Source organism: Massilia brevitalea (genome assembly GCF_030711405.1).
GTDB classification, from domain to species: domain Bacteria; phylum Pseudomonadota; class Gammaproteobacteria; order Burkholderiales; family Burkholderiaceae_D; genus Telluria; species Telluria brevitalea.
Genome location: NZ_JAULSI010000016.1, coordinates 14110 through 32049, shown reverse-complemented (window position 1 = coordinate 32049; position 17940 = coordinate 14110). Strand labels below are relative to the sequence as shown.

Genomic DNA, 17940 nt, shown 5'->3' with positions numbered 1-17940 from the left:
AAGGAATATCAGCAAATGGAACGACTCCTCATCATCGGCGCCAACGGCCAGATCGGCAGCGAACTGGTCTCCGCACTCGCAGAACAACACGGCGCCGGGAATGTGCTCGCCACCGACATCGGCAGCAACAACGTCTACGGCGCGGCGCGCTACGCCCAGCTCGACGTGCTGGACAAGGACAGGCTGGCGCAGGTGATTGCCGACGAAGGCATCACCCAGGTCTACCAGCTGGCGGCGCTGCTGTCGGCTACCGGCGAAAAGGCGCCACTCAAGGCCTGGACCCTGAACATGGACGGCCTGCTGAACATTCTCGAAGTCGCGCGCGAGCGTGGCGAGCTTGGGAAGCCATTGAAAGTGTTCTGGCCATCGTCGATCGCCGCCTTCGGCCCGAACACCCCGGCCGAGAACACCGCGCAGTACACGGTGATGGACCCGACCACGATCTACGGCATCAGCAAACTGGCCGGCGAGCGCCTGTGCGAGTACTACCATACCAAGTACGGCGTGGACGTGCGTTCGATCCGCTACCCTGGCATCATCAGCTTCAAGTCGCCTCCGGGCGGCGGCACCACCGACTATGCGATCGCCATCTTCCACGCGGCGCTCAAGGGCGAGACCTACGAGTGCTTCCTGGGTCCGGAAACCACGCTGCCGATGATCTACATGCCGGACGCGATCCGCGCCACCATTGAGCTGATGGACGCGCCCGCCGGGCAGGTGAAAATCCGTTCCTCGTACAACGTGGCCGGCGTGTCGTTCAACCCGCGCGAACTGGCGGCCGCCATCCAGAAGGCCGTGCCGGCATTCGAGATCGCCTACAAGCCGGACAGCCGCCAGGCGATTGCCGATACCTGGCCGAAAAGCCTGGACGACAGCCGCGCCACTGCGGACTGGGGCTGGAAGGCACGTGTCGGCATCGAAGAGATGGTGTCGAGCATGCTCGAGAACATCGACGTCGGCGCCACCGCTTAAAGCACATAACAAGAAAAGCTGGAGACACAGATGGACATGAGCGTTTTCGATCTTTTCAAGATCGGTATCGGCCCATCGAGCTCGCACACCGTGGGCCCGATGGTGGCGGCGCGCCGCTTCCTGCTCGAAGCTGGTTCGCTTGACGAAGCGACGGGCGTCGAAGCGCACCTGTACGGGTCGCTCGCGCTGACCGGCGTCGGCCACGCCACCGACAAGGCGGTGATCCTCGGCCTGATGGGCGAAACCCCGCAAGACATCGACCCGGATACGGTCGAGGACAAGCTGGCCGAAGCGGAACTCGACGGCGTGCTGCGCCTCCTGGGAACCCACGAGGTGCCGTTCTCGGCGCGTACTAATCTGGTCTGGCACAAGGCCTCGACCCTGCCCGAGCACCCGAACGGCATGCGCTTCGTGCTGCAACTGAAGGATGGCAGCGTCATCGAGCGCATCTATTATTCGGTGGGCGGCGGCTTCATCACCGCGGCCGGCGAAGCGCAGATGCGCGCGGCCGAAGCGCCGCAAGCGCAGGGGCAGCCGCAGGTGCCATTCCCCTTCGACACCATGGTCGAGCTGCTGGAGCATGGCCGTGCGCATGGCTTGTCGATCCCGCACATGCTGCGCGCAAATGAATTGGTGCGCATGAGCGAAGCGGAGCTCGACGCGGGCCTGGACCGCATCTGGGTCACGATGCGTGACTGCATCGCCCGCGGCCTGGTCACCGGCGGCCAGCTGCCGGGTGGGCTGAACGTGAAACGCCGCGCCGCCACCTTGTGGAAGCAGGCCCACTGCAACGAAGGCAAGCGCGTCAATGAGCTGCCGCACGACGCCACCCACCACGTGACGCTGTACGCGATGGCGGTGAACGAAGAAAACGCGGCCGGCGGGCGCGTGGTGACGGCGCCGACCAACGGCGCGGCCGGCATCATCCCGGCGGTGCTGCGCTACTACGCCGAGGATTGCCGCCCGCTCGACGCGGCAAAAGGCATCCGCGACTTCCTGCTCACATCAAGCGCCATCGGCATGCTGTGCAAGAAGAACGCTTCGATCTCGGGCGCCGAAGTCGGCTGCCAGGGCGAAGTCGGCGTGGCCTGCGCCATGGCGGCCGCCGGCCTGGTGGCGGCGCTCGGCGGCTCGAACGAGCGCATCGAGAACGCGGCCGAAATCGGCATCGAACACCACCTCGGCATGACCTGCGACCCGATCGGCGGGCTGGTGCAGATTCCCTGCATCGAGCGCAACGGCATGGGCGCGATCAAGGCGATCACGGCGGCCTCGCTGGCGCTGAAGGGCGACGGTACCCACTTTGTCAGCCTGGACAACGTGATCGAGACCATGCGCCAGACCGGGGCGGACATGCAGGCGAAGTACAAGGAAACCTCGCTCGGTGGCTTGGCGGTGCACGTGGTGACCGTGAATCACGCGGCGTGCTGAACTAGCCGGCATATTCCGCTGAGGTGCTACGGCCTGCGGCCGCAACCGTACGGTGGGCACGCTGTGCCCACGCGGAACGACGCGCCGTGTTTGCCGCATTCAAATCGAAACCGACGCGTTATCGCGGCGCCTCTGAGGCGTCACGTTAGCGCGTCGGTTTCGATGTTTTCATGCGCCGAGGCGACGCAAGCATCCGCGTGGGCACGGCGTGCCCACCCTACGGTCACCGCTAACGGTGCCACACAATCTCGACCGCACATACAGGATCTGCCGGCCCGCACTATAATAAAAGAATCAACGCGAGCCCAACCGGATCATTTACGTATGCAATATGTGTCTACCCGCGCGACCAGCGCGTCCGCTTCCCGCAATCCGGAAACTTTCTCGGCCATCCTGCTCGGCGGCCTTGCCCCCGACGGCGGCCTGTTCATGCCGGCAGCGTACCCGCAGGTGACGGGCGACGAACTGAACGCCTGGCGCAAGCTCTCCTACGCCGAGCTGGCCTATGAAATCCTGCGCAAGTTTGCCACCGACATTCTTGAGGCCGACCTGAAGGCGCTCACCAGCAAGACCTACACCCCCGAGGTCTACCGCAACGCGCGCGCAGGCGAGTCGGCCAACGACATCACTCCGCTGCGCACCCTGGAAGACGAGAACGGCCGCAAGCTGATCCTGCAAGCCCTGTCCAACGGCCCGACCCTGGCCTTCAAGGACATGGCCATGCAACTGCTGGGCAACCTGTTCGAGTACGCGCTGGCCAAGAACGACGACGAACTGAACATCTTCGGCGCCACCTCCGGCGACACCGGCAGCGCCGCCGAATACGCGATGCGCGGCAAGCGCGGCGTGCGCGTGTTCATGCTGTCGCCGAACGAGAAGATGAGCGCCTTCCAGACCGCCCAGATGTTCAGCCTGCAGGACCCGAACATCTTCAACATCGCGGTCGACGGCGTGTTCGACGACTGCCAGGACATGGTGAAAGCCGTGTCGAACGATTTGTCCTTCAAGGCGCGCCACAAGATCGGCACCGTCAATTCCATCAACTGGGCGCGCGTGGTCGCGCAGGTGGTCTACTACTTCCGCGGCTACCTGGCCGCCACCACGGGCAACGAACAACAGGTCTCGTTTACCGTCCCGTCCGGGAACTTCGGCAACATCTGCGCGGGCCACATCGCGCGCATGATGGGCCTGCCGATCCATAAGCTGGTGGTTGCCACCAACGAGAACGACGTGCTCGACGAATTCTTCCGCACCGGCGTCTACCGCGTGAGGAAGAGCGCCGAGACCTTCCACACCAGCAGCCCGTCGATGGACATCTCGAAGGCCTCGAACTTCGAGCGCTTCGTCTACGACCTCGTGGGCCAGGACAGCGAACGCACCGCGGCGCTGTTCCGCAAGGTCGATACCCACGGCGGCTTCGATCTGTCCGGCGGCGCGAATGCGGACGGCGACGAGTTCGCCCGCGTCGGCGAGTACGGTTTCGCCTCGGGCAAGTCGACCCACGCCGACCGCCTCGACACCATCCGCATGGCCTTCGACGACTACGGCATCACGGTCGACACCCACACCGCCGACGGCATCAAGGTCGCGCGCGAGCACATCGAACCCGGCGTGCCGATGATCGTGCTGGAAACCGCGCTGGCCGCCAAATTCAACGAAACCATCCTGGAAGCGATCGGGGTCGATGCCGAGCGTCCCGCCGGCTTCGAAGACCTCGAACTGCTGCCGCAAAAATTCGTGCTGATGCGCCCGAACGTCGACGAAATGAAGACCTTCATCGCCGCGCACACCGGACTGTAACCATGACCCCAACGAACGACAAACCCGCGCCGGCGCGGGCGATGCTGACCGTGCGCGAAGCGCTCGACACGCTGCTCGCCGCCGTGCACCCCGTGCTTGAAACCGAACAAGTCGCCACGCTCGCCGCCAATGGCCGCGTGCTGGCCCAGGACCAGGCCTCGACCATCGACGTGCCGTCCGCCGACAACACGCAGATGGACGGCTATGCCGTGCGCGCGCTTGACTGCGTGAACGGCGGCGCCATCCTGCGCGTGGCCCAGCGCATTCCGGCCGGCCAGGTGGGCGAAGCGCTGGAGCCCGGCACCGCCGCGCGCATCTTTACCGGCGCCATGATCCCGCAAGGGGCCGATGCCGTGGTGATGCAGGAGCAGTGCGAAGCCCAGGGCGAGAACGTGGTGATCCGCCACACGCCGCAAGCCGGCGAATGGATCCGCCGTACCGGCGAAGACATCGTGTCCGGCTCCACCATCCTCGCTGCCGGCACGCGCCTGCGCAGCCAGGAACTGGGACTGGCTGCCTCGGTTGGCCTGGCCCAGCTGCCGGTGCGCCGCCGCGTGCGCGTGGCCGTGTTCTTCACCGGCGACGAGCTGACCATGCCGGGAGAAGCACCGGGCGGCCAGCTGGCGCCGGGCGCCATCTACAACTCGAACCGCTTCACCCTGCGCGCGCTGCTGGAAAACTTCGGCTGCCAGATCACCGACTTCGGCATCGTGCCCGATTCGCTGGAGGCCACCCGCGCCACCCTGCGCGCGGCGGCGCGCGAGCATGACCTGATCATCACCTCGGGCGGGGTGTCGGTGGGCGAGGAAGACCACATCAAGCCGGCGGTGGAAGCCGAAGGGCAGCTGAACATGTGGCAGATCGCCGTCAAGCCGGGCAAGCCGCTGGCGTTTGGGGAAGTGAATCGCGGCGACGTGCGTAAAGAAGGCGCGAGCGACGACGACCAGTTCGTAAGCAGCCCCACTGGGGCTGCTTACTTCATCGGCCTGCCGGGCAATCCGGTGTCGAGCTTCATCACCTTCCTGCTGTTCGTGCGGCCCTTCCTGCTGCGCCTGCAGGGCGTGAGCGGTCCGGTCGAGCCGCGCGCCTATCAGATGCGCGCCGACTTCAACCTGCCGAAGGCCGACCGCCGCAACGAGTTCCTGCGCGTGCGCGTGAATGCCGGCGGCGGGCTGGAGCTGTTCACCAACCAGGGCTCGGGCGTGCTGACCTCTACCGTGTGGGGCGACGGCCTGGTCGACAACCCGCCGGGACGCGTGATCAACGAAGGCGACATCGTGCGCTTCATCCCCTTCGCCGAACTCCAGCACTAGGACACCATGCACATCGAACTCAAATTCTTTGCGTCCGTGCGCGAAGCCCTCGGCCTGGCGCAGGAACGCGTCGAACTGCCCGATGACGTACGCACCGTCGGCGCGGTGCGCGACTTCCTGATCGCGCGCGGCGGCGCCTGGGCCGAGACCCTGGCGCATGGGCGCGCGCTGCGCATGGCCTTCAACCACGTGATGTGCGCGCCGGAGACGGCGCTTGTCGAAGGCGGGGAAGTGGCGTTCTTCCCCCCGGTAACCGGCGGCTGAAGCCTACAACGCCGCGATCGATTTCTCGGCCAGCGCCAGCAGCTTGGCGCAGTTGTCGTTGCGCCCGCCGAACTCGCGCCAGGCGGTGTTGCGCGCCACCTCCTGCCACTGCTTCAGCGATTCCGCATCCATGTCCGCCACGCGGGCGCCGGTGCGCGAATAGTAGCCGGCCACCGCCTGGTCGTCGGCCATGGCCATGCGCATTGCGAATTTCTCCAGATCGGCGCCGACCGTCGTGATCGCCTCCTGCTGCGACTTGCTCAGGCGCGAGAACACGGTCCTGGACATCATCAGCGGCTCGAACATGAACCAGTAGCCGCCGCCGCGCGCGGTGGTCACCGAGCGCGCCACGTCGGCCAGGCGGAAAGTGATGAGCGAGGTCGACGAGGTAAAGGCCGCATCCAGCGCGCCGCTCTTCATGGCGTTGTGGATCTCGTTCGAGGGCAGGTTGACGATGGTGGCGCCGGCGTCGCGCAGGATCAGGTCCATCTCGTGCGAGCCGCCGCGGACCTTCAGGCCCTGCACCTGTTCCGGACGCAGGATCGGTTCTTCCCCGCGCGAGGCCACGCCGCCGGCCTGCCAGATCCAGCTGATCACGACCAGGCCCTGGCTGTCGAGGATGCGCATCAGCTCCTTGCCGACCTCGGCGTTTTTCCAGGCATAGCCCTGCTGGTACGAGGTCACCAGGCCCGGCATCAGGCCGATGTTCGCTTCCGGCGATTCGGCGCCGGCATACGACAGCGGCACCAGGGCCAGGTCGAGGCTGCCCTTGCGCAGCGCGCCGAACTGGGCGTTCGGCTGCATCAGCGACGAATTCGGGTAGATCGAGAACTTCAGGCTGCCGCGCGTGCGTTTTTCCACTTCGGTGGCAAACATGCGGCACAGGCGGTCGCGGAAGTCGCCCTCCGTGATGCTACCGCCGGGGAATTGATGCGAGATCTTCATCGACCGCGAAGCGGCCCATGCGCTGCCGAGCCACAAAGGACTGGATGCGAGCGCACCCAGTACTGTCCTGCGAGCCAAAGATGGCCGTGACATTTCCGACATACTCATCCTCCAAGATGATTGAACGACCGGGCGAATCGTGCGCCCATCGTCGGGGCTGCATCGTCCACCTGCGTCTGTATAAGAATATTCTCATGACATTACTTGTCAAGAAGAATATTGTTGACTTAACAAATGCAGGATGAATAACAGGCCGGCGAGCGTACCAACGGGGGCAGCAACGAGGGCAACAGTATCAGGCTTGTCCAGCGAGACAACCCTGATACCGCGCATCGTTCAACGAGGAGAAACGCGGCTTATTTCTTGTCGAGCCGCTCGCACACCGCGCAATCGAGCCCCTTGCGCATGTTGTAGTAACGGCGTCCGATGAACAGCGCCGAGGCGACCGCCGCCCAGGCCAGGGCCGAGGGCCAGGCGCGGGCAAAGGCTTCGCCGCGCACCAGCACGTCGACCACGAGCAGCAGGGCAAACATCGAGCCGGCGGCAAACGCGTACTGGCCGATCCAGTGGGACAAAGGTGGCATGGTCGCGGTCATGGGTGTCTCCTTACAGGTTGTACAGGAATTGGCGCAACGCGTCGTTCACGGCGCGGGGCTGGTCGAGCATGGCGAAGTGGCGCGCGTTGTCGATGGGTTTGACGTCCAGCTTCGGGGTGCCGGTCATCAGTTCCCGATAATACGCCACCTTCTCGCTCCCGGACATCCCCGTCAGGGCCGCATCCGGACCGTAGGTGGGGGCGAGCACCAGCACCGGCACGTGGATCTTCGGCAAGCCCGGACGCAGGTCGCGCGCCATCACCGAGGCGGCATAGTCCGCCACCGCGATGGGATCGCTGCGCGAGGTGAGCATGGCCACGTCGTCGGCCTTGCCCATGTCGACCAGGCCGATGGTGCGCATGTACTGCCGCTGCTGCGCCGCGAACGCCGGCCCGGCCGCCGCCGCCATCTGCCTGCGCACCGCCTCGGCCATCGCCGGACGCTGCTCGGGCGGCATGTCCTCGGTGCGCGGGAAGACCGGCAGGCCGTCGATGGCGACCACGCCGCCGAGCGCGTTGGGCAGCTCCTGGGCCAGCGCGATCGACAGCGTTGCGCCCAGGCTGTGCCCGACCAGCACCGGCTTGGCCAGGCGGCGCGCGGCGATCAGCTCGGCCAGCGCGGACTTCGCGTTGTCGAAGGGATTGCCTTCGAGCGCCGGACGGCCATCGAAGCCGGGCAGGGTGACCACGTAGATCGTATGGGCGCCGGCCAGTTCGCGCACGGTTTCCTGCCACACCCAGGCGCCGCTGGACAGGCCGGGGATCAGGATCAAGGGGCGCGCGCCGCTGCCGTGGCGCTCGACCAGCATGCCCTTGAGCTCAAAGCGCTCGGCTGGTGCGATGCTGGCGGCGAACCGGTTCACGGTCTGCGGCTGGCCCGCGTCCTGGGCAAGGGCGGGCGCGGCCGCGCCGAGGATCATTGCGAACAACAATGCTGCTTTCATGCTGGCTCCTGGTTGGGGGTAAAGATGGCTTCGATCGGTTGCTTGAAGATTCTGGAAATCGCAAAGGCAAGTGGCAGGCTGGGGTCGTACTTGCCGTTCTCGATGGCGATGACGGTCTGGCGCGACACGTCCAGCAGCTCGGCCAGGTGGGCCTGGCTCCAGCCGTGTTCGGCGCGCAGCTCGCGGAGGAGGTTTTTCATTTGCTGGCCAACTTGCGCACGATTTGCACGACGCCGAACGTGCCGCACAACACGCACCACACCGTGAACATTGACAGTTTCGGATAACTGGCGGTCTCGAGGAAACCGTAGGTGAAGGTCAGGCCGGCCGTGATGGCGGCGGCCAGCGCCACGTTTTCCATCAGCTGCTTGCGAATGAATTCATCGACCCGCGCCAGGTGGCGGGCGATGGCCCAGATCATGACGCCGAAGCCGATCATGGGACTGGCCAGCACCAGGGTGCGCAGCACGCCGTCGTCCATCGGGCGGCCGTAGCGGATGGCCGCCATCAGCAGGACGGTGTAGAGCGCAATGGCGCCAAACAGTTCGCGGTGGTAGGCCCTGGTGACGCGCTTCTCGTGCATGTTTGGCTCCATGTAAAGTATGCTTTACATTGTGGTTCCAGCAAGAATCCATGTCAAGTACCCTTTACATTATTTTTTGCGCCCCAATCTCGACTACAATGCGGCCTCCCACAGTCGCCGCTTTTCAGTATGTCCGTCTCTTTTTCCTCCACCTTCCGCGTCGCCATCGTCGGCGGCGGCCCGGCCGGCCTGATGGCCGCCGAAGTCCTGGCCTCGCAGGGCGTGGCGGTCGACGTCTACGATGCGATGGCCTCGAGCGGACGCAAGTTCCTGCTGGCGGGGAAGGGCGGCATGAACATCACGCATTCCGAGCCCTACGATGCCTTCGTCGCCCGCTACGGCGCCCGCAGCGGCGCGGTCGATGCATGGCTGCGCGGCTTCACGCCGCAGGACGTGCGCGACTGGATCCACGGCCTCGGCATCGACACCTTCGTCGGCACCTCGGGCCGCGTGTTCCCGCTCGGGATGAAGGCCGCGCCGCTGCTGCGCGCCTGGCTGCACCGGCTGCGCGAAGCCGGCGTGCGCCTGCACACGCGCCACCGCTGGCAGGGCTGGCGCGACGGGCAGCTGGTGTTCGCCACGCCGGATGGCGAGACGCTGGTCGCGGCCGACGCCACCATCCTGGCCCTGGGGGGCGCCAGCTGGGCGCGTCTCGGCTCGGACGGCGCCTGGGTGCCGCTGCTGGCCGCGCGCGGCGTCGAGGTCGCGCCACTGGTTCCGGCCAACTGCGGCTTCGACACCGACTGGAGCGCCCACTTCAGCGAGAAGCACGCCGGCGCACCCCTGATCACGGTGGCGGTCGAGTACGAGAACCGCACGGGCGAACGCGAGCGCCGCCAGGGCCAGTTCGTGGTCACCGCCAGCGGCATCGAGGGCAGTCTGGTGTACGCCCTGTCGGCGCCGCTGCGCGACCAGATCGCGGCGCGCGGACACACCACGATCTGGCTCGACCTCGCGCCCGACCACGACCATGAGCGCGTGCGCGCCGAGGTGCTGCGCCCGCGCGGCGCGCGCTCGATGTCCAGCCACCTGCAAAGCCGGCTCGGGATCAAGGGCGTGAAGGCGGGCCTGTTGCGCGAATGCCTGGATGCGGACGGCTACAACGATCCCGAACGCCTGGCGGGGGCGATCAAGGCGCTGCCGCTGGTGCTCAAGCGCGCGCGCCCGATCGACGAGGCGATCAGCAGCGCCGGCGGCGTGCGCTTCGAAGCGATGGATGGCAATGGCATGCTGAAGGCGGCGCCCGGCGTGTTCGTGGCCGGCGAAATGGTCGACTGGGAAGCGCCGACCGGCGGCTACCTGCTCACGGCCTGCTTCGCCAGCGGCCGCGCTGCCGGCGCCGGCGTGCTGCGCTGGCTGAGTGAGCGCAGCGCGTTGAGGTAACAACACCACGGGCAAGCGCCTGCCGTTCCGGTTAGAATGCCCGCTTGCCGTTCGAATTCGCCGTCGCCCGTTCTTCCATGCCCCGTTCCATTGTCCACGTCCTGTTGTCGCTCCTGCTGCTGCTTGCGCAGCAGGCGTCGATGCTGCACGTGGCAACGGACTGGGGCGGCGCGCGCAGCACGGCCGCAGCCTCGGCCAGCGAGTCCGTGGCCAAACCCGGCAAGCTGCCGGGCGGCGCCGCGCACGACGCCTGCGCCCTGTGCATGGACAGCGCCCAGCTTGCCTTTGCGCTGCCGCTGCCGGCGCTCGCCTTTGCCCCGTTGCAGCTCGCCTTCGGCACGCCGGCCGGCGCCTGCGATGCCGGCATCCAGCCGCTCCATACCTGCGTCTTCCAGCCGCGCGGCCCGCCGCAAGCCTGATAACACTGCCGTTCATTTATTCGCTGCCACGGCCGACGCGCCCTGGCAGCGCCGCATGTTATCCGTTTTGCCAGAGGTTGAACCACCATGAATATTCCACGTACGCTGATCGCCAGCGCGATCCTCCTTGCCTTCAATGCGCCGGTTTTCGCGCAAGCCACCCATACCCACGACGACGCTGTGCCCCAGGTGCTGGTCACCGCCTCCCCCTTCCGCAGCGCCGCAGACGACCAGATCCTCACGCCGGCGAAGGTGCTGGCTGGCGACGAGCTGCGCGACAAGACCGGCAGCTCGATCGGCGAAACCCTGTCGCAGGAACTCGGCGTCTCGGCCTCGGCCTTCGGCGCCGGCGCCTCGCGCCCGGTAATCCGCGGCATGGAAGGTTCGCGCGTCAAGATGCTGGAAAACGGCATGGCGACCAACGACGTCTCGGGCCTGTCGAACGACCACGCGGTGGCCTCGGAGGGCGCGGTGGCGCGCCAGATCGAGATCCTGCGCGGCCCGGCGGCGCTGCTGTACGGTTCGGGCGCCATCGGCGGCCTGGTCAACATCGTCAACGAACGCATCCCGACCGCGCTCGAACCCAAGCCCACCGGCCAGGTGGAAACGCGCTATGGCACGGTGGACAACAGCCGGAATGCTTCGGCCAGCGTCGACGGCGCCAGCGGCCAGGTGGCGCTGCACGTGGACGCCAACTGGCGCGAGACGAACGACTACAAGATTCCCGGCGACCGCGTGCTGGACGACCCGTCCACCAGCATGAAGCGCCTGCCGAACTCGGAGACGCAAGCGAAGGAAATCGGCGTCGGCGGTTCGTGGATCGCCGACTGGGGCTATGCCGGCCTGTCCGCTGCGCACCAGAGCAACCTGTACGGCATCCCGAGCCTGGAAGGCTCGCGCATCGACCAGAAGCAGGACCGCTACGACTTCGACAGCCTGGTGAAAGCGCCGCTGGCGGGCTTCGAGTCCTTCCGCTTCAAGGCCGGCTATACCGATTACCGGCACGCCGAGCTGGGCGAGGATGGCCCCGAAGTCCTGTTCTCCAACCGCTCGCTGGAAACGCGCGCCGAGCTGGCGCACGCACCGGTCGCCGGCCTGCACGGCACCTTCGGCGTGCAGACCGAGAACACCCACTTCTCGGCCCTCAACGCCGAAGGCGGCCCGGACACGGTGCCGGTCACGCACTCGAAGACCGCCGCCGCCTTCCTCGTCGAGGAAGCGAACGCCGGCCCGCTGCGCCTGAGCGCCGGCCTGCGCTATGAGAACGTCGAGCGCGACCCGGTCGGCAACCTCAAGCGCAGCTTCGACCTCGGCTCCGGGTCGTTGGGCGCCGCCTGGCCGTTTACGCCGGGCTACAGCGTGGGCGCGACCGTGTCGTACGCCCAGCGCGCGCCGGCCATCGAGGAACTGTATTCGGGCGGCCCGCACGACGCCACCGCTACCTTCGACATCGGCAACCCGGATCTGGACAAGGAAATCTCGCGCAACATCGAACTGTCGGTGCAAAAGACCAACGGCCTGCTGCGCTGGAAGGCGAACGCCTACCGCAACAACGTGTCCGACTTCATCTACGGCCGCATCGGTGGCGGCCTGGTCGACGAGGAAGGCAATCCGGGCGACGCGTTGCGCCTGCGCAGCTTCGAGCAGGCCGACGCCCACATCCGCGGCGCCGAGGCCGAAGTCACCTGGAACCAGACCGGCGCCGGCTGGTCGGGCCGCCTGTTCGCCGACACCTCGCGCGGCAAGCTCGATGCCGGCGGCAGCCTGCCGCTGCAGCCGGCCGACCGCATCGGCGCCAGCATCGGCTACCGCCAGGGCGACTGGCGTGGCGGGCTGTCGCTGGTGCATGCGCGCGGCCAGGACCGCCTGGCGGTGTCCGAAACCACGGCCACTCCGGCCTACAACGGGCTCAACGCCAACGTCTCCTACACCCAGCACCTCGCGAGCACGGACCTGACCTGGTTCCTGCTGGCGAAGAACTTGCTGGACGAGGATATCCGCGTGTCGACCTCGGTGCTGAAGGACATTGCGCCGCTGCCGGGGCGGAACTTCGTGTTCGGGGTGCGGGCGAAGTTCTGAGCGGTGTGGTGGGTTCTCGAACCTACCACACGCGCCGTCTGCATCCTGAGCCGTAGGGTGGGTTCTCGAACCCACCACATGCGCCTTCGGCATACTGGTGGGTTCAAGAACCCACCCTACGTACTTCGGGAGCTCGCCCTATTCGACGAAGTGCACGGTACCGCTGCCGCTGCGGCTGACGTTGCGCTGCGACGGTTCGCCGTGCACGTCGATGTCGCCGCTGCCGCTGACGGCGGCGTTCACGGTGTCGCGCACGGTGATGCTGGCGTCGCCCGAGCCGCTCTGGCGCAGCTGCGCCTCTTCGGTGCGCAGGCGCTGGGCGTCGAGGGTGCCGGTGCCGCTGCCCTCGTACTTGAAACGGCGCGTGGCGCCGGCCAGGCTGAGCGTGCCGGAGCCCATCAGCTCGGCCTCGATGCTGTCGCTGTTGCCGGCGTCCACGCTCAGGTCGCCGCTGCCGTGCAGGACGGCCCTGGCCTGGCGGTAGCGGCCGTTGAACTGGACGCTGCCCGAGCCGCTCAACGAGAGGTCGATGCGTTCGCCCGAGAAGCCGTTGATGCGGGTGTCGCCGCTGCCGTCCAGCGCCAGGCGTTCCAGCATCGGCAGGGTGACTTCCACTTCCAGCGGCTGGCGGTGGCGCAGCAGGATGCCGCGGGTGCCGATGCGCAGCACGCCGTCGCTGATGCTGGTCTCGATGTTCTGCAGCAGGCGTTCCTCGCCGCGCACCACCAGGCCGGGCTGGGGGCCGTAGCGCACCTCCAGGTCGACCGGGGCGCCGAGTTCGATGGCGCGCACGTCGCGCCCGACGCTGCGCGTCTCGCTGGTGACGCTGCGCCCCTCGGGCCGGGTGGCCACGCTCTGGGCGCGCAGCATGGTGTAGGTCAGGCCGATCAGCACACAGGCCAGGACCAGCAGGGCGAAGCCGACTCGTAACAGGGCGCGCATCGGTTCTCCTCAGCTGCCGCGCAACAGCGACATGTTCATCTGCAGGTAGCGCCTGACGCCGCTGGCGGCGTAGCGCGTGACCACGATCGACACCAGGAACAGCACGATCCCGCCCAATACGAGGGCGAAGCCGAGCACGGTCTGGGTCATGCGCGCGTCCTCGTCCATGTCGGTCGAGATGCGCACGCTGCTGCCGGCCACGCGCTCGGCGCCGCGCACCACGCGCGACGATTCCGCGGCCTGGGCGCCGGCCTCGGCGGTGTCTGCGCCGGCATTGGTTTCGTCGCCGGCGTCGTCGATCGCGATGCCGGTCTCGCTGATCGAGATGCGGGTGCGTACGCGCTCGCTCGCGCCGCCGTCGCCGAAGCTGACGTGGCGCAGCGGGCCGTCGAGTACGAGTTCGCTGGCGCCGGACAGGCCGCTGGCCGTGATCGCGATGCCGCCCACATAAAAGGCGAGCGCCGTCACGTACAGCGCGGCCAGCAGCGAGCCGAAGACGGCGGCCGGAATCGCCATGAACAGATTGAAGATCAGCAGGCCGATGACGGAGACGCACAGGCGCAGGAGATTGGCCGGGTTCTTCTGCTCGGCAAAGGCGGCCATGTGGCTGTTGGCGCGCAGGGTCAGGGCGACCTTCTTCGGGTCGTCGAGTTCGCGCGCGACCTCGGTTTCCAGCCGGCCGGCGGCGGCGCCGTCGACGAAGCGCTGCTCGTACCAGGCCAGGGTCTTGGCCTGCAGCTCGGGCGGCAGGCCGAGCATGGCGCGTTTCAGCGCGTCGAGGTATTCCAGCTTGCCCATGGCGATGGCGCTAGCCTCAGGCATGGCCGAGCAGGAGGATGGCGCGCAGCGCCGGGCCGTTGGCGTCTGCCTGGCCGCCGAAGCATTCGGGCACGACCAGGGCCGCCGTGCTGGCGGCGACCACGGCCAGCAGGCCCAGGGTGCGCATTCCGAGTTGGTAAGTCATGTTCCTGTCCACGATGGGGGTTTCCGATGTTGCTACTCTACGGAACCGGTCGCGCGGTCGCCAGGAGCGTGCGACAGGCTGTTGTTTTCGCGGGGCAGGCGGGCGTAGGCGAGGATGGCCGCGGCGGCGCCTTGCCCACTGCGCACGGCCGACTCGAGCGTGGCAGGGTAGTCGCTGGCGGTGTAGTCGCCGGCCAGCACCAGGCCGGGCAGGGAGGTGGCGTTGCCGGGACGCGCCAGGCCCGGGGTGCAGGCAAACGTAGCGCGCTTGTCGGTGATCACCCGGCTCCAGAGCGGCGCAGCCAGGGCCGGCTGCCTGAACGCCGCGGCCAGCTGCGCGGCCACCGCGGCGGCCAGCGCATCCTGGCCGAGCGCGGCGGCGGCGCCGGCGGCGCTGACCACCACCGCCAGCAAGCCGGCCTGGTTCGGGTCCAGCTGGCCGCGGTCGAACACGAACTGGCCGAACTGCCGGTCATGCGGCGCATCGGCCAGGGCGCAGAAGGGCAGCGGCAGGCGCAGGCTCGCGTCGTATTGCAGGTAGCAGGTGGCGATCGGCTCGTAGTCGAAGGCGCCGATCTGCTTGGCGATGGCCGTTTCGCCCGCCGCCGCCAGCAGGGCGGCGGTTTGCGTCGGCGGCGTGGCCAGCACCACGGCGTCGAAGGATTCCCGATTGTCGCCGGCCTGCACTTCCCAGCCGGCGCCGCTGCGTACCAGCGCAGCGACCTTGGCGCCCAGCCGCACTGCGCCGCCTTTAGACTCGATATGGCGCGCGGCGGCTTGCGGGAACAGGGCGCCCAGTTCCAGGCGCGGGATCAGCATGTCGGACGCTGCGCGTTTCGCGCCCAGGCTATCGCGCAGCACGGCCAGGAAGACGTTGGCGGAGGCCCGCTCCGGCGGCGTGTTCAGCGCGGCCAGGCACAAGGGCCGCCACATCAGGCGGATCAGGCGCTCGGTCTGGTCGAAGCGCTCCAGCAGCACGCTGACGGGTACGTCGTCGTTCAGGCCCCAGCGCATCCAGCGCGCGCTGGTGGTGAAGCGCGCCAGGGCCAGCTTGTCTTCGCGCGACAAGCCTTTTGCGCGTAGCAGGGCGATTGCCATGTGCCAGGGTGCAGGCAGGCGCGGGGCAACGAAGTCCATGCCGCCGCTGGCGGCCGGATAGCGCATCTGCAGCGGCAGGCGCAGCAGGGCCGCGTTCGGGTCGACGCCGACGCGCTTCATCAATTTGATGGTGTCCTGGTAGGCGCCGAGCAGGATGTGCTGGCCGTTGTCGAGCATCTTGCCCTGGACTTCGACACCGCGCGCGCGGCCGCCCAGGGTGCGCGCCGCCTCGAAGAGGGTCACCTGCGCGCCCTTGTGCACCAGTTCGACGGCGGCGGCGCAACCGGCCCAGCCGCCGCCGACCACGGCCACGCGCAGGGCAGTCTTCGTTGCGGCCATCAGTTGCGGACGTAGGTTTTCCACGCCAGCCACAGCTTGCGCAGCGGCGTGAGCGAGATGCGCTGGGTCAGCACGTGGTAGTTGTCACGCGCGATCTCATCGAGCAGGGTGCGGTAGATGGCCGACATCATCAGGCCCGGACGCTGGGCGCCGCGGTCTTCCTTCGGCAGCGCAGCCAGGGCTTCGTCGTACATCTTCTGGGCGCGTTCGGTCTGGAAGGCCATCAGGGCTTCGAACTTCTCGCTGTGGCGCGTGTTCAGCAAGTCGGCGGCGGTAACGCCGAACTGCTGCAGTTCGTTCACCGGCAGGTAGATGCGGCCTTTGCGCGCATCTTCGCCGACGTCGCGGATGATGTTGGTCAGCTGGAAGGCCAGGCCGAGCTTTTCGGCGTACTCCAGCGTCTGCGGGTTCTTGTAGCCGAAAATGCTGGCCGACAGGATGCCGACCACGCCGGCCGCATGCCAGCAGTATTTCTTCAGGCCGGGGTAATCGAGGTAGCGGCTCTGGTCGAGGTCCATCTCCATGCCGTCGATGATCGCCTGCAGGTGCTGCTCCTGCAAGTTGTAGACCGTCAGGTGCGGCTGCAGGGCCTGGGTCACCGGGTGGGTCGGCGTGCCCTTGTACATGGCGGACACTTCGGTGCGCCACCAGGCCAGCTTGATACGGGCGACGGAACTGTCGGTAGCGTCGTCGACGGTGTCGTCGACCTCGCGGCAGAACGCGTACAGCGCGGTGATCGCGCGCCGGCGCGCAGGCTCGAGGAAGAGGAAGCTGTAATAGAAGCTGGAACCGCTCTGGACCGTCTTTTGCTGGCAGTATTCGTCAGGAGACATGTAAAAGATGCAATATTTGGCGATGCGAATCCGCTATCTTAGCCGAAGCGCGCACTGCTGGGGATGGCAATTGTTGCTTTCATGCCGCTACCGCTGCTTACATCCGGAGTGCGCGCCAGGCCATCAGCGCGTATTCGGCCTTCGACAACTTCGGCCGGCGCCGGAATACGTCGTACTCGGCCTGCTCGATCCGCTCCAGGATGCGCAGCCCGCCCTGCACGATCAGGCGCAGCTCCCAGCCGATGCGGCCTGGCAGGCGCTTCGCCAGCGGCGCGCCGCTCAGCATCAGGGCGCGCGCGCGCTCGACCTCGAAGGCCATCAGCGCGCGCCAGGCCGGCGTGTCGACGCCGGTACGTAAGTCGTGGTGGCTGACGCCGTAGCGGTCCAGGTCTGCCAAAGGCAGGTAGATGCGGCCCTTCTCGATGTCGACCGCCACGTCCTGCCAGAAGTTGATCAGCTGCAGGGCCGAGCAGATCGCATGCGAGTCGGCCAGGTTACGCTCGTTCACCGCACCGTACAGGGCCAGCATCAGGTGCCCGACCGGGTCGGCCGAGCGGCGGCAGTAGTCGAGCAGCAGGGCGTAATCGGCGTAGCGCGTGGTCGCCACGTCCTGGCGGAAGGCCGACAGCAGATCGCGCAGCGGCTGCAGCGGCAAGTCGAACTGGCGCACCACGCCGGCCAGGCGTGCGAACATCGGGTGCGCCGGGGTGCGGCCGGCGGCGATCTCGTCGAGCGCCGCTCCGTATTCGGCCAGGCCGGCCAGGCGCTCGGCCGGCGTGGCATCGCCCTCGTCCGCCACGTCGTCGGCGCCGCGCGCAAAGGCATAGATGGCTTCGACGGCGGGCACCAGGCGGCGCGGCATCAGGATCGAGGCGACAGGGAAGTTTTCGTAGTGGTCGACGGGCATGCAAATCTGTTGACTGGCGGGTCATTTACGCTAAGTGTGAGCATGATTATAATTGCCGGGCTTTGGGCAGCTTCGATTTGCATGGATAATGCGTCGAGGCTGTCAGAGACCAGCCTGCTCCCGGCCGCGT

Annotated in this window: 19 protein-coding genes; 8 read left to right on the top strand and 11 right to left on the bottom strand. The window is 67.3% G+C overall.

The window, feature by feature from the left end; genetic code table 11:
* Nucleotides 1-15: 15 nt before the first annotated feature.
* From QWL29_RS11985 to moaD, 5 genes are all read left to right on the top strand, one after another.
* On the top strand, nt 16-972 hold the full coding sequence (locus QWL29_RS11985; protein WP_305823121.1) for an NAD-dependent epimerase/dehydratase family protein: 957 nt from the start codon (nt 16-18) through the stop codon (nt 970-972).
* A gap of 30 nt (nt 973-1002) precedes the next feature.
* Nucleotides 1003-2403: an L-serine ammonia-lyase gene (locus tag QWL29_RS11980; RefSeq protein ID WP_305823120.1), complete on the top strand. Its 1401-nt coding sequence runs from the start codon at nt 1003-1005 to the stop codon at nt 2401-2403.
* Between the two features lie 324 nt (nt 2404-2727).
* Nucleotides 2728-4203: a threonine synthase gene (gene thrC / locus QWL29_RS11975; RefSeq protein ID WP_305823119.1), complete on the top strand. Its 1476-nt coding sequence runs from the start codon at nt 2728-2730 to the stop codon at nt 4201-4203.
* Nucleotides 4204-4244: 41 nt separating this feature from the next.
* Complete coding sequence (locus QWL29_RS11970; RefSeq protein ID WP_305823199.1) at nt 4245-5516, top strand: molybdopterin molybdotransferase MoeA; 1272 nt, start codon at nt 4245-4247, stop codon at nt 5514-5516.
* A gap of 6 nt (nt 5517-5522) precedes the next feature.
* Complete coding sequence (gene moaD / locus QWL29_RS11965) at nt 5523-5780, top strand: molybdopterin converting factor subunit 1 (RefSeq protein WP_305823118.1); 258 nt, start codon at nt 5523-5525, stop codon at nt 5778-5780.
* A 3-nt stretch (nt 5781-5783) separates the two neighbouring features.
* Here moaD and dctP read toward each other — a convergent pair whose 3' ends face one another.
* From dctP to QWL29_RS11940, 5 genes are all read right to left on the bottom strand, one after another.
* Nucleotides 5784-6818: a TRAP transporter substrate-binding protein DctP gene (gene dctP, locus QWL29_RS11960; protein ID WP_370663692.1), complete on the bottom strand. Its 1035-nt coding sequence runs from the start codon at nt 6816-6818 to the stop codon at nt 5784-5786.
* Nucleotides 6819-7081: 263 nt separating this feature from the next.
* Nucleotides 7082-7321, bottom strand: a complete 240-nt coding sequence (locus QWL29_RS11955; RefSeq protein ID WP_305823116.1) for a hypothetical protein — start codon at nt 7319-7321, stop codon at nt 7082-7084.
* Between the two features lie 10 nt (nt 7322-7331).
* Nucleotides 7332-8264: an alpha/beta fold hydrolase gene (locus QWL29_RS11950; RefSeq protein ID WP_305823115.1), complete on the bottom strand. Its 933-nt coding sequence runs from the start codon at nt 8262-8264 to the stop codon at nt 7332-7334.
* Complete coding sequence (locus QWL29_RS11945) at nt 8261-8464, bottom strand: helix-turn-helix transcriptional regulator (protein ID WP_305823114.1); 204 nt, start codon at nt 8462-8464, stop codon at nt 8261-8263. The genes QWL29_RS11950 and QWL29_RS11945 overlap by 4 nt, the downstream gene beginning before the upstream one ends.
* The gene (locus QWL29_RS11940) at nt 8461-8847 is read right to left on the bottom strand and encodes a hypothetical protein (RefSeq protein ID WP_305823113.1); all 387 of its coding nucleotides are present in this window, start codon (nt 8845-8847) and stop codon (nt 8461-8463) included. Before QWL29_RS11940 ends, QWL29_RS11945 begins: the two co-directional genes overlap by 4 nt.
* 129 nt (nt 8848-8976) lie before the next feature.
* On the opposite strand from QWL29_RS11940, the gene QWL29_RS11935 reads away from it, so the two are divergent.
* From QWL29_RS11935 to QWL29_RS11925, 3 genes are all read left to right on the top strand, one after another.
* Complete coding sequence (locus tag QWL29_RS11935; protein ID WP_305823112.1) at nt 8977-10230, top strand: TIGR03862 family flavoprotein; 1254 nt, start codon at nt 8977-8979, stop codon at nt 10228-10230.
* Between the two features lie 77 nt (nt 10231-10307).
* Complete coding sequence (locus QWL29_RS11930) at nt 10308-10649, top strand: hypothetical protein (RefSeq protein ID WP_305823111.1); 342 nt, start codon at nt 10308-10310, stop codon at nt 10647-10649.
* An 87-nt stretch (nt 10650-10736) separates the two neighbouring features.
* Entirely contained in the window at nt 10737-12728 is a 1992-nt protein-coding gene (locus QWL29_RS11925) for a TonB-dependent receptor (RefSeq protein ID WP_305823110.1), read from the top strand.
* A gap of 138 nt (nt 12729-12866) precedes the next feature.
* Here QWL29_RS11925 and QWL29_RS11920 read toward each other — a convergent pair whose 3' ends face one another.
* From QWL29_RS11920 to hpnC, 6 genes are all read right to left on the bottom strand, one after another.
* Complete coding sequence (locus QWL29_RS11920) at nt 12867-13670, bottom strand: head GIN domain-containing protein (RefSeq protein WP_305823109.1); 804 nt, start codon at nt 13668-13670, stop codon at nt 12867-12869.
* Between the two features lie 9 nt (nt 13671-13679).
* Complete coding sequence (locus tag QWL29_RS11915) at nt 13680-14492, bottom strand: DUF1700 domain-containing protein (RefSeq protein ID WP_305823108.1); 813 nt, start codon at nt 14490-14492, stop codon at nt 13680-13682.
* On the bottom strand, nt 14485-14634 hold the full coding sequence (locus tag QWL29_RS11910; RefSeq protein ID WP_305823107.1) for a hypothetical protein: 150 nt from the start codon (nt 14632-14634) through the stop codon (nt 14485-14487). The genes QWL29_RS11915 and QWL29_RS11910 overlap by 8 nt, the downstream gene beginning before the upstream one ends.
* Nucleotides 14635-14666: 32 nt before the next feature.
* Nucleotides 14667-16070, bottom strand: coding sequence for a hydroxysqualene dehydroxylase HpnE (gene hpnE, locus QWL29_RS11905; protein WP_305823198.1), 1404 nt, complete (start codon nt 16068-16070; stop codon nt 14667-14669).
* Complete coding sequence (gene hpnD / locus QWL29_RS11900; RefSeq protein ID WP_305823106.1) at nt 16070-16903, bottom strand: presqualene diphosphate synthase HpnD; 834 nt, start codon at nt 16901-16903, stop codon at nt 16070-16072. The genes hpnE and hpnD overlap by 1 nt, the downstream gene beginning before the upstream one ends.
* A gap of 97 nt (nt 16904-17000) precedes the next feature.
* Nucleotides 17001-17810, bottom strand: a complete 810-nt coding sequence (gene hpnC, locus QWL29_RS11895) for a squalene synthase HpnC (RefSeq protein WP_305823105.1) — start codon at nt 17808-17810, stop codon at nt 17001-17003.
* Nucleotides 17811-17940: the final 130 nt, after the last annotated feature.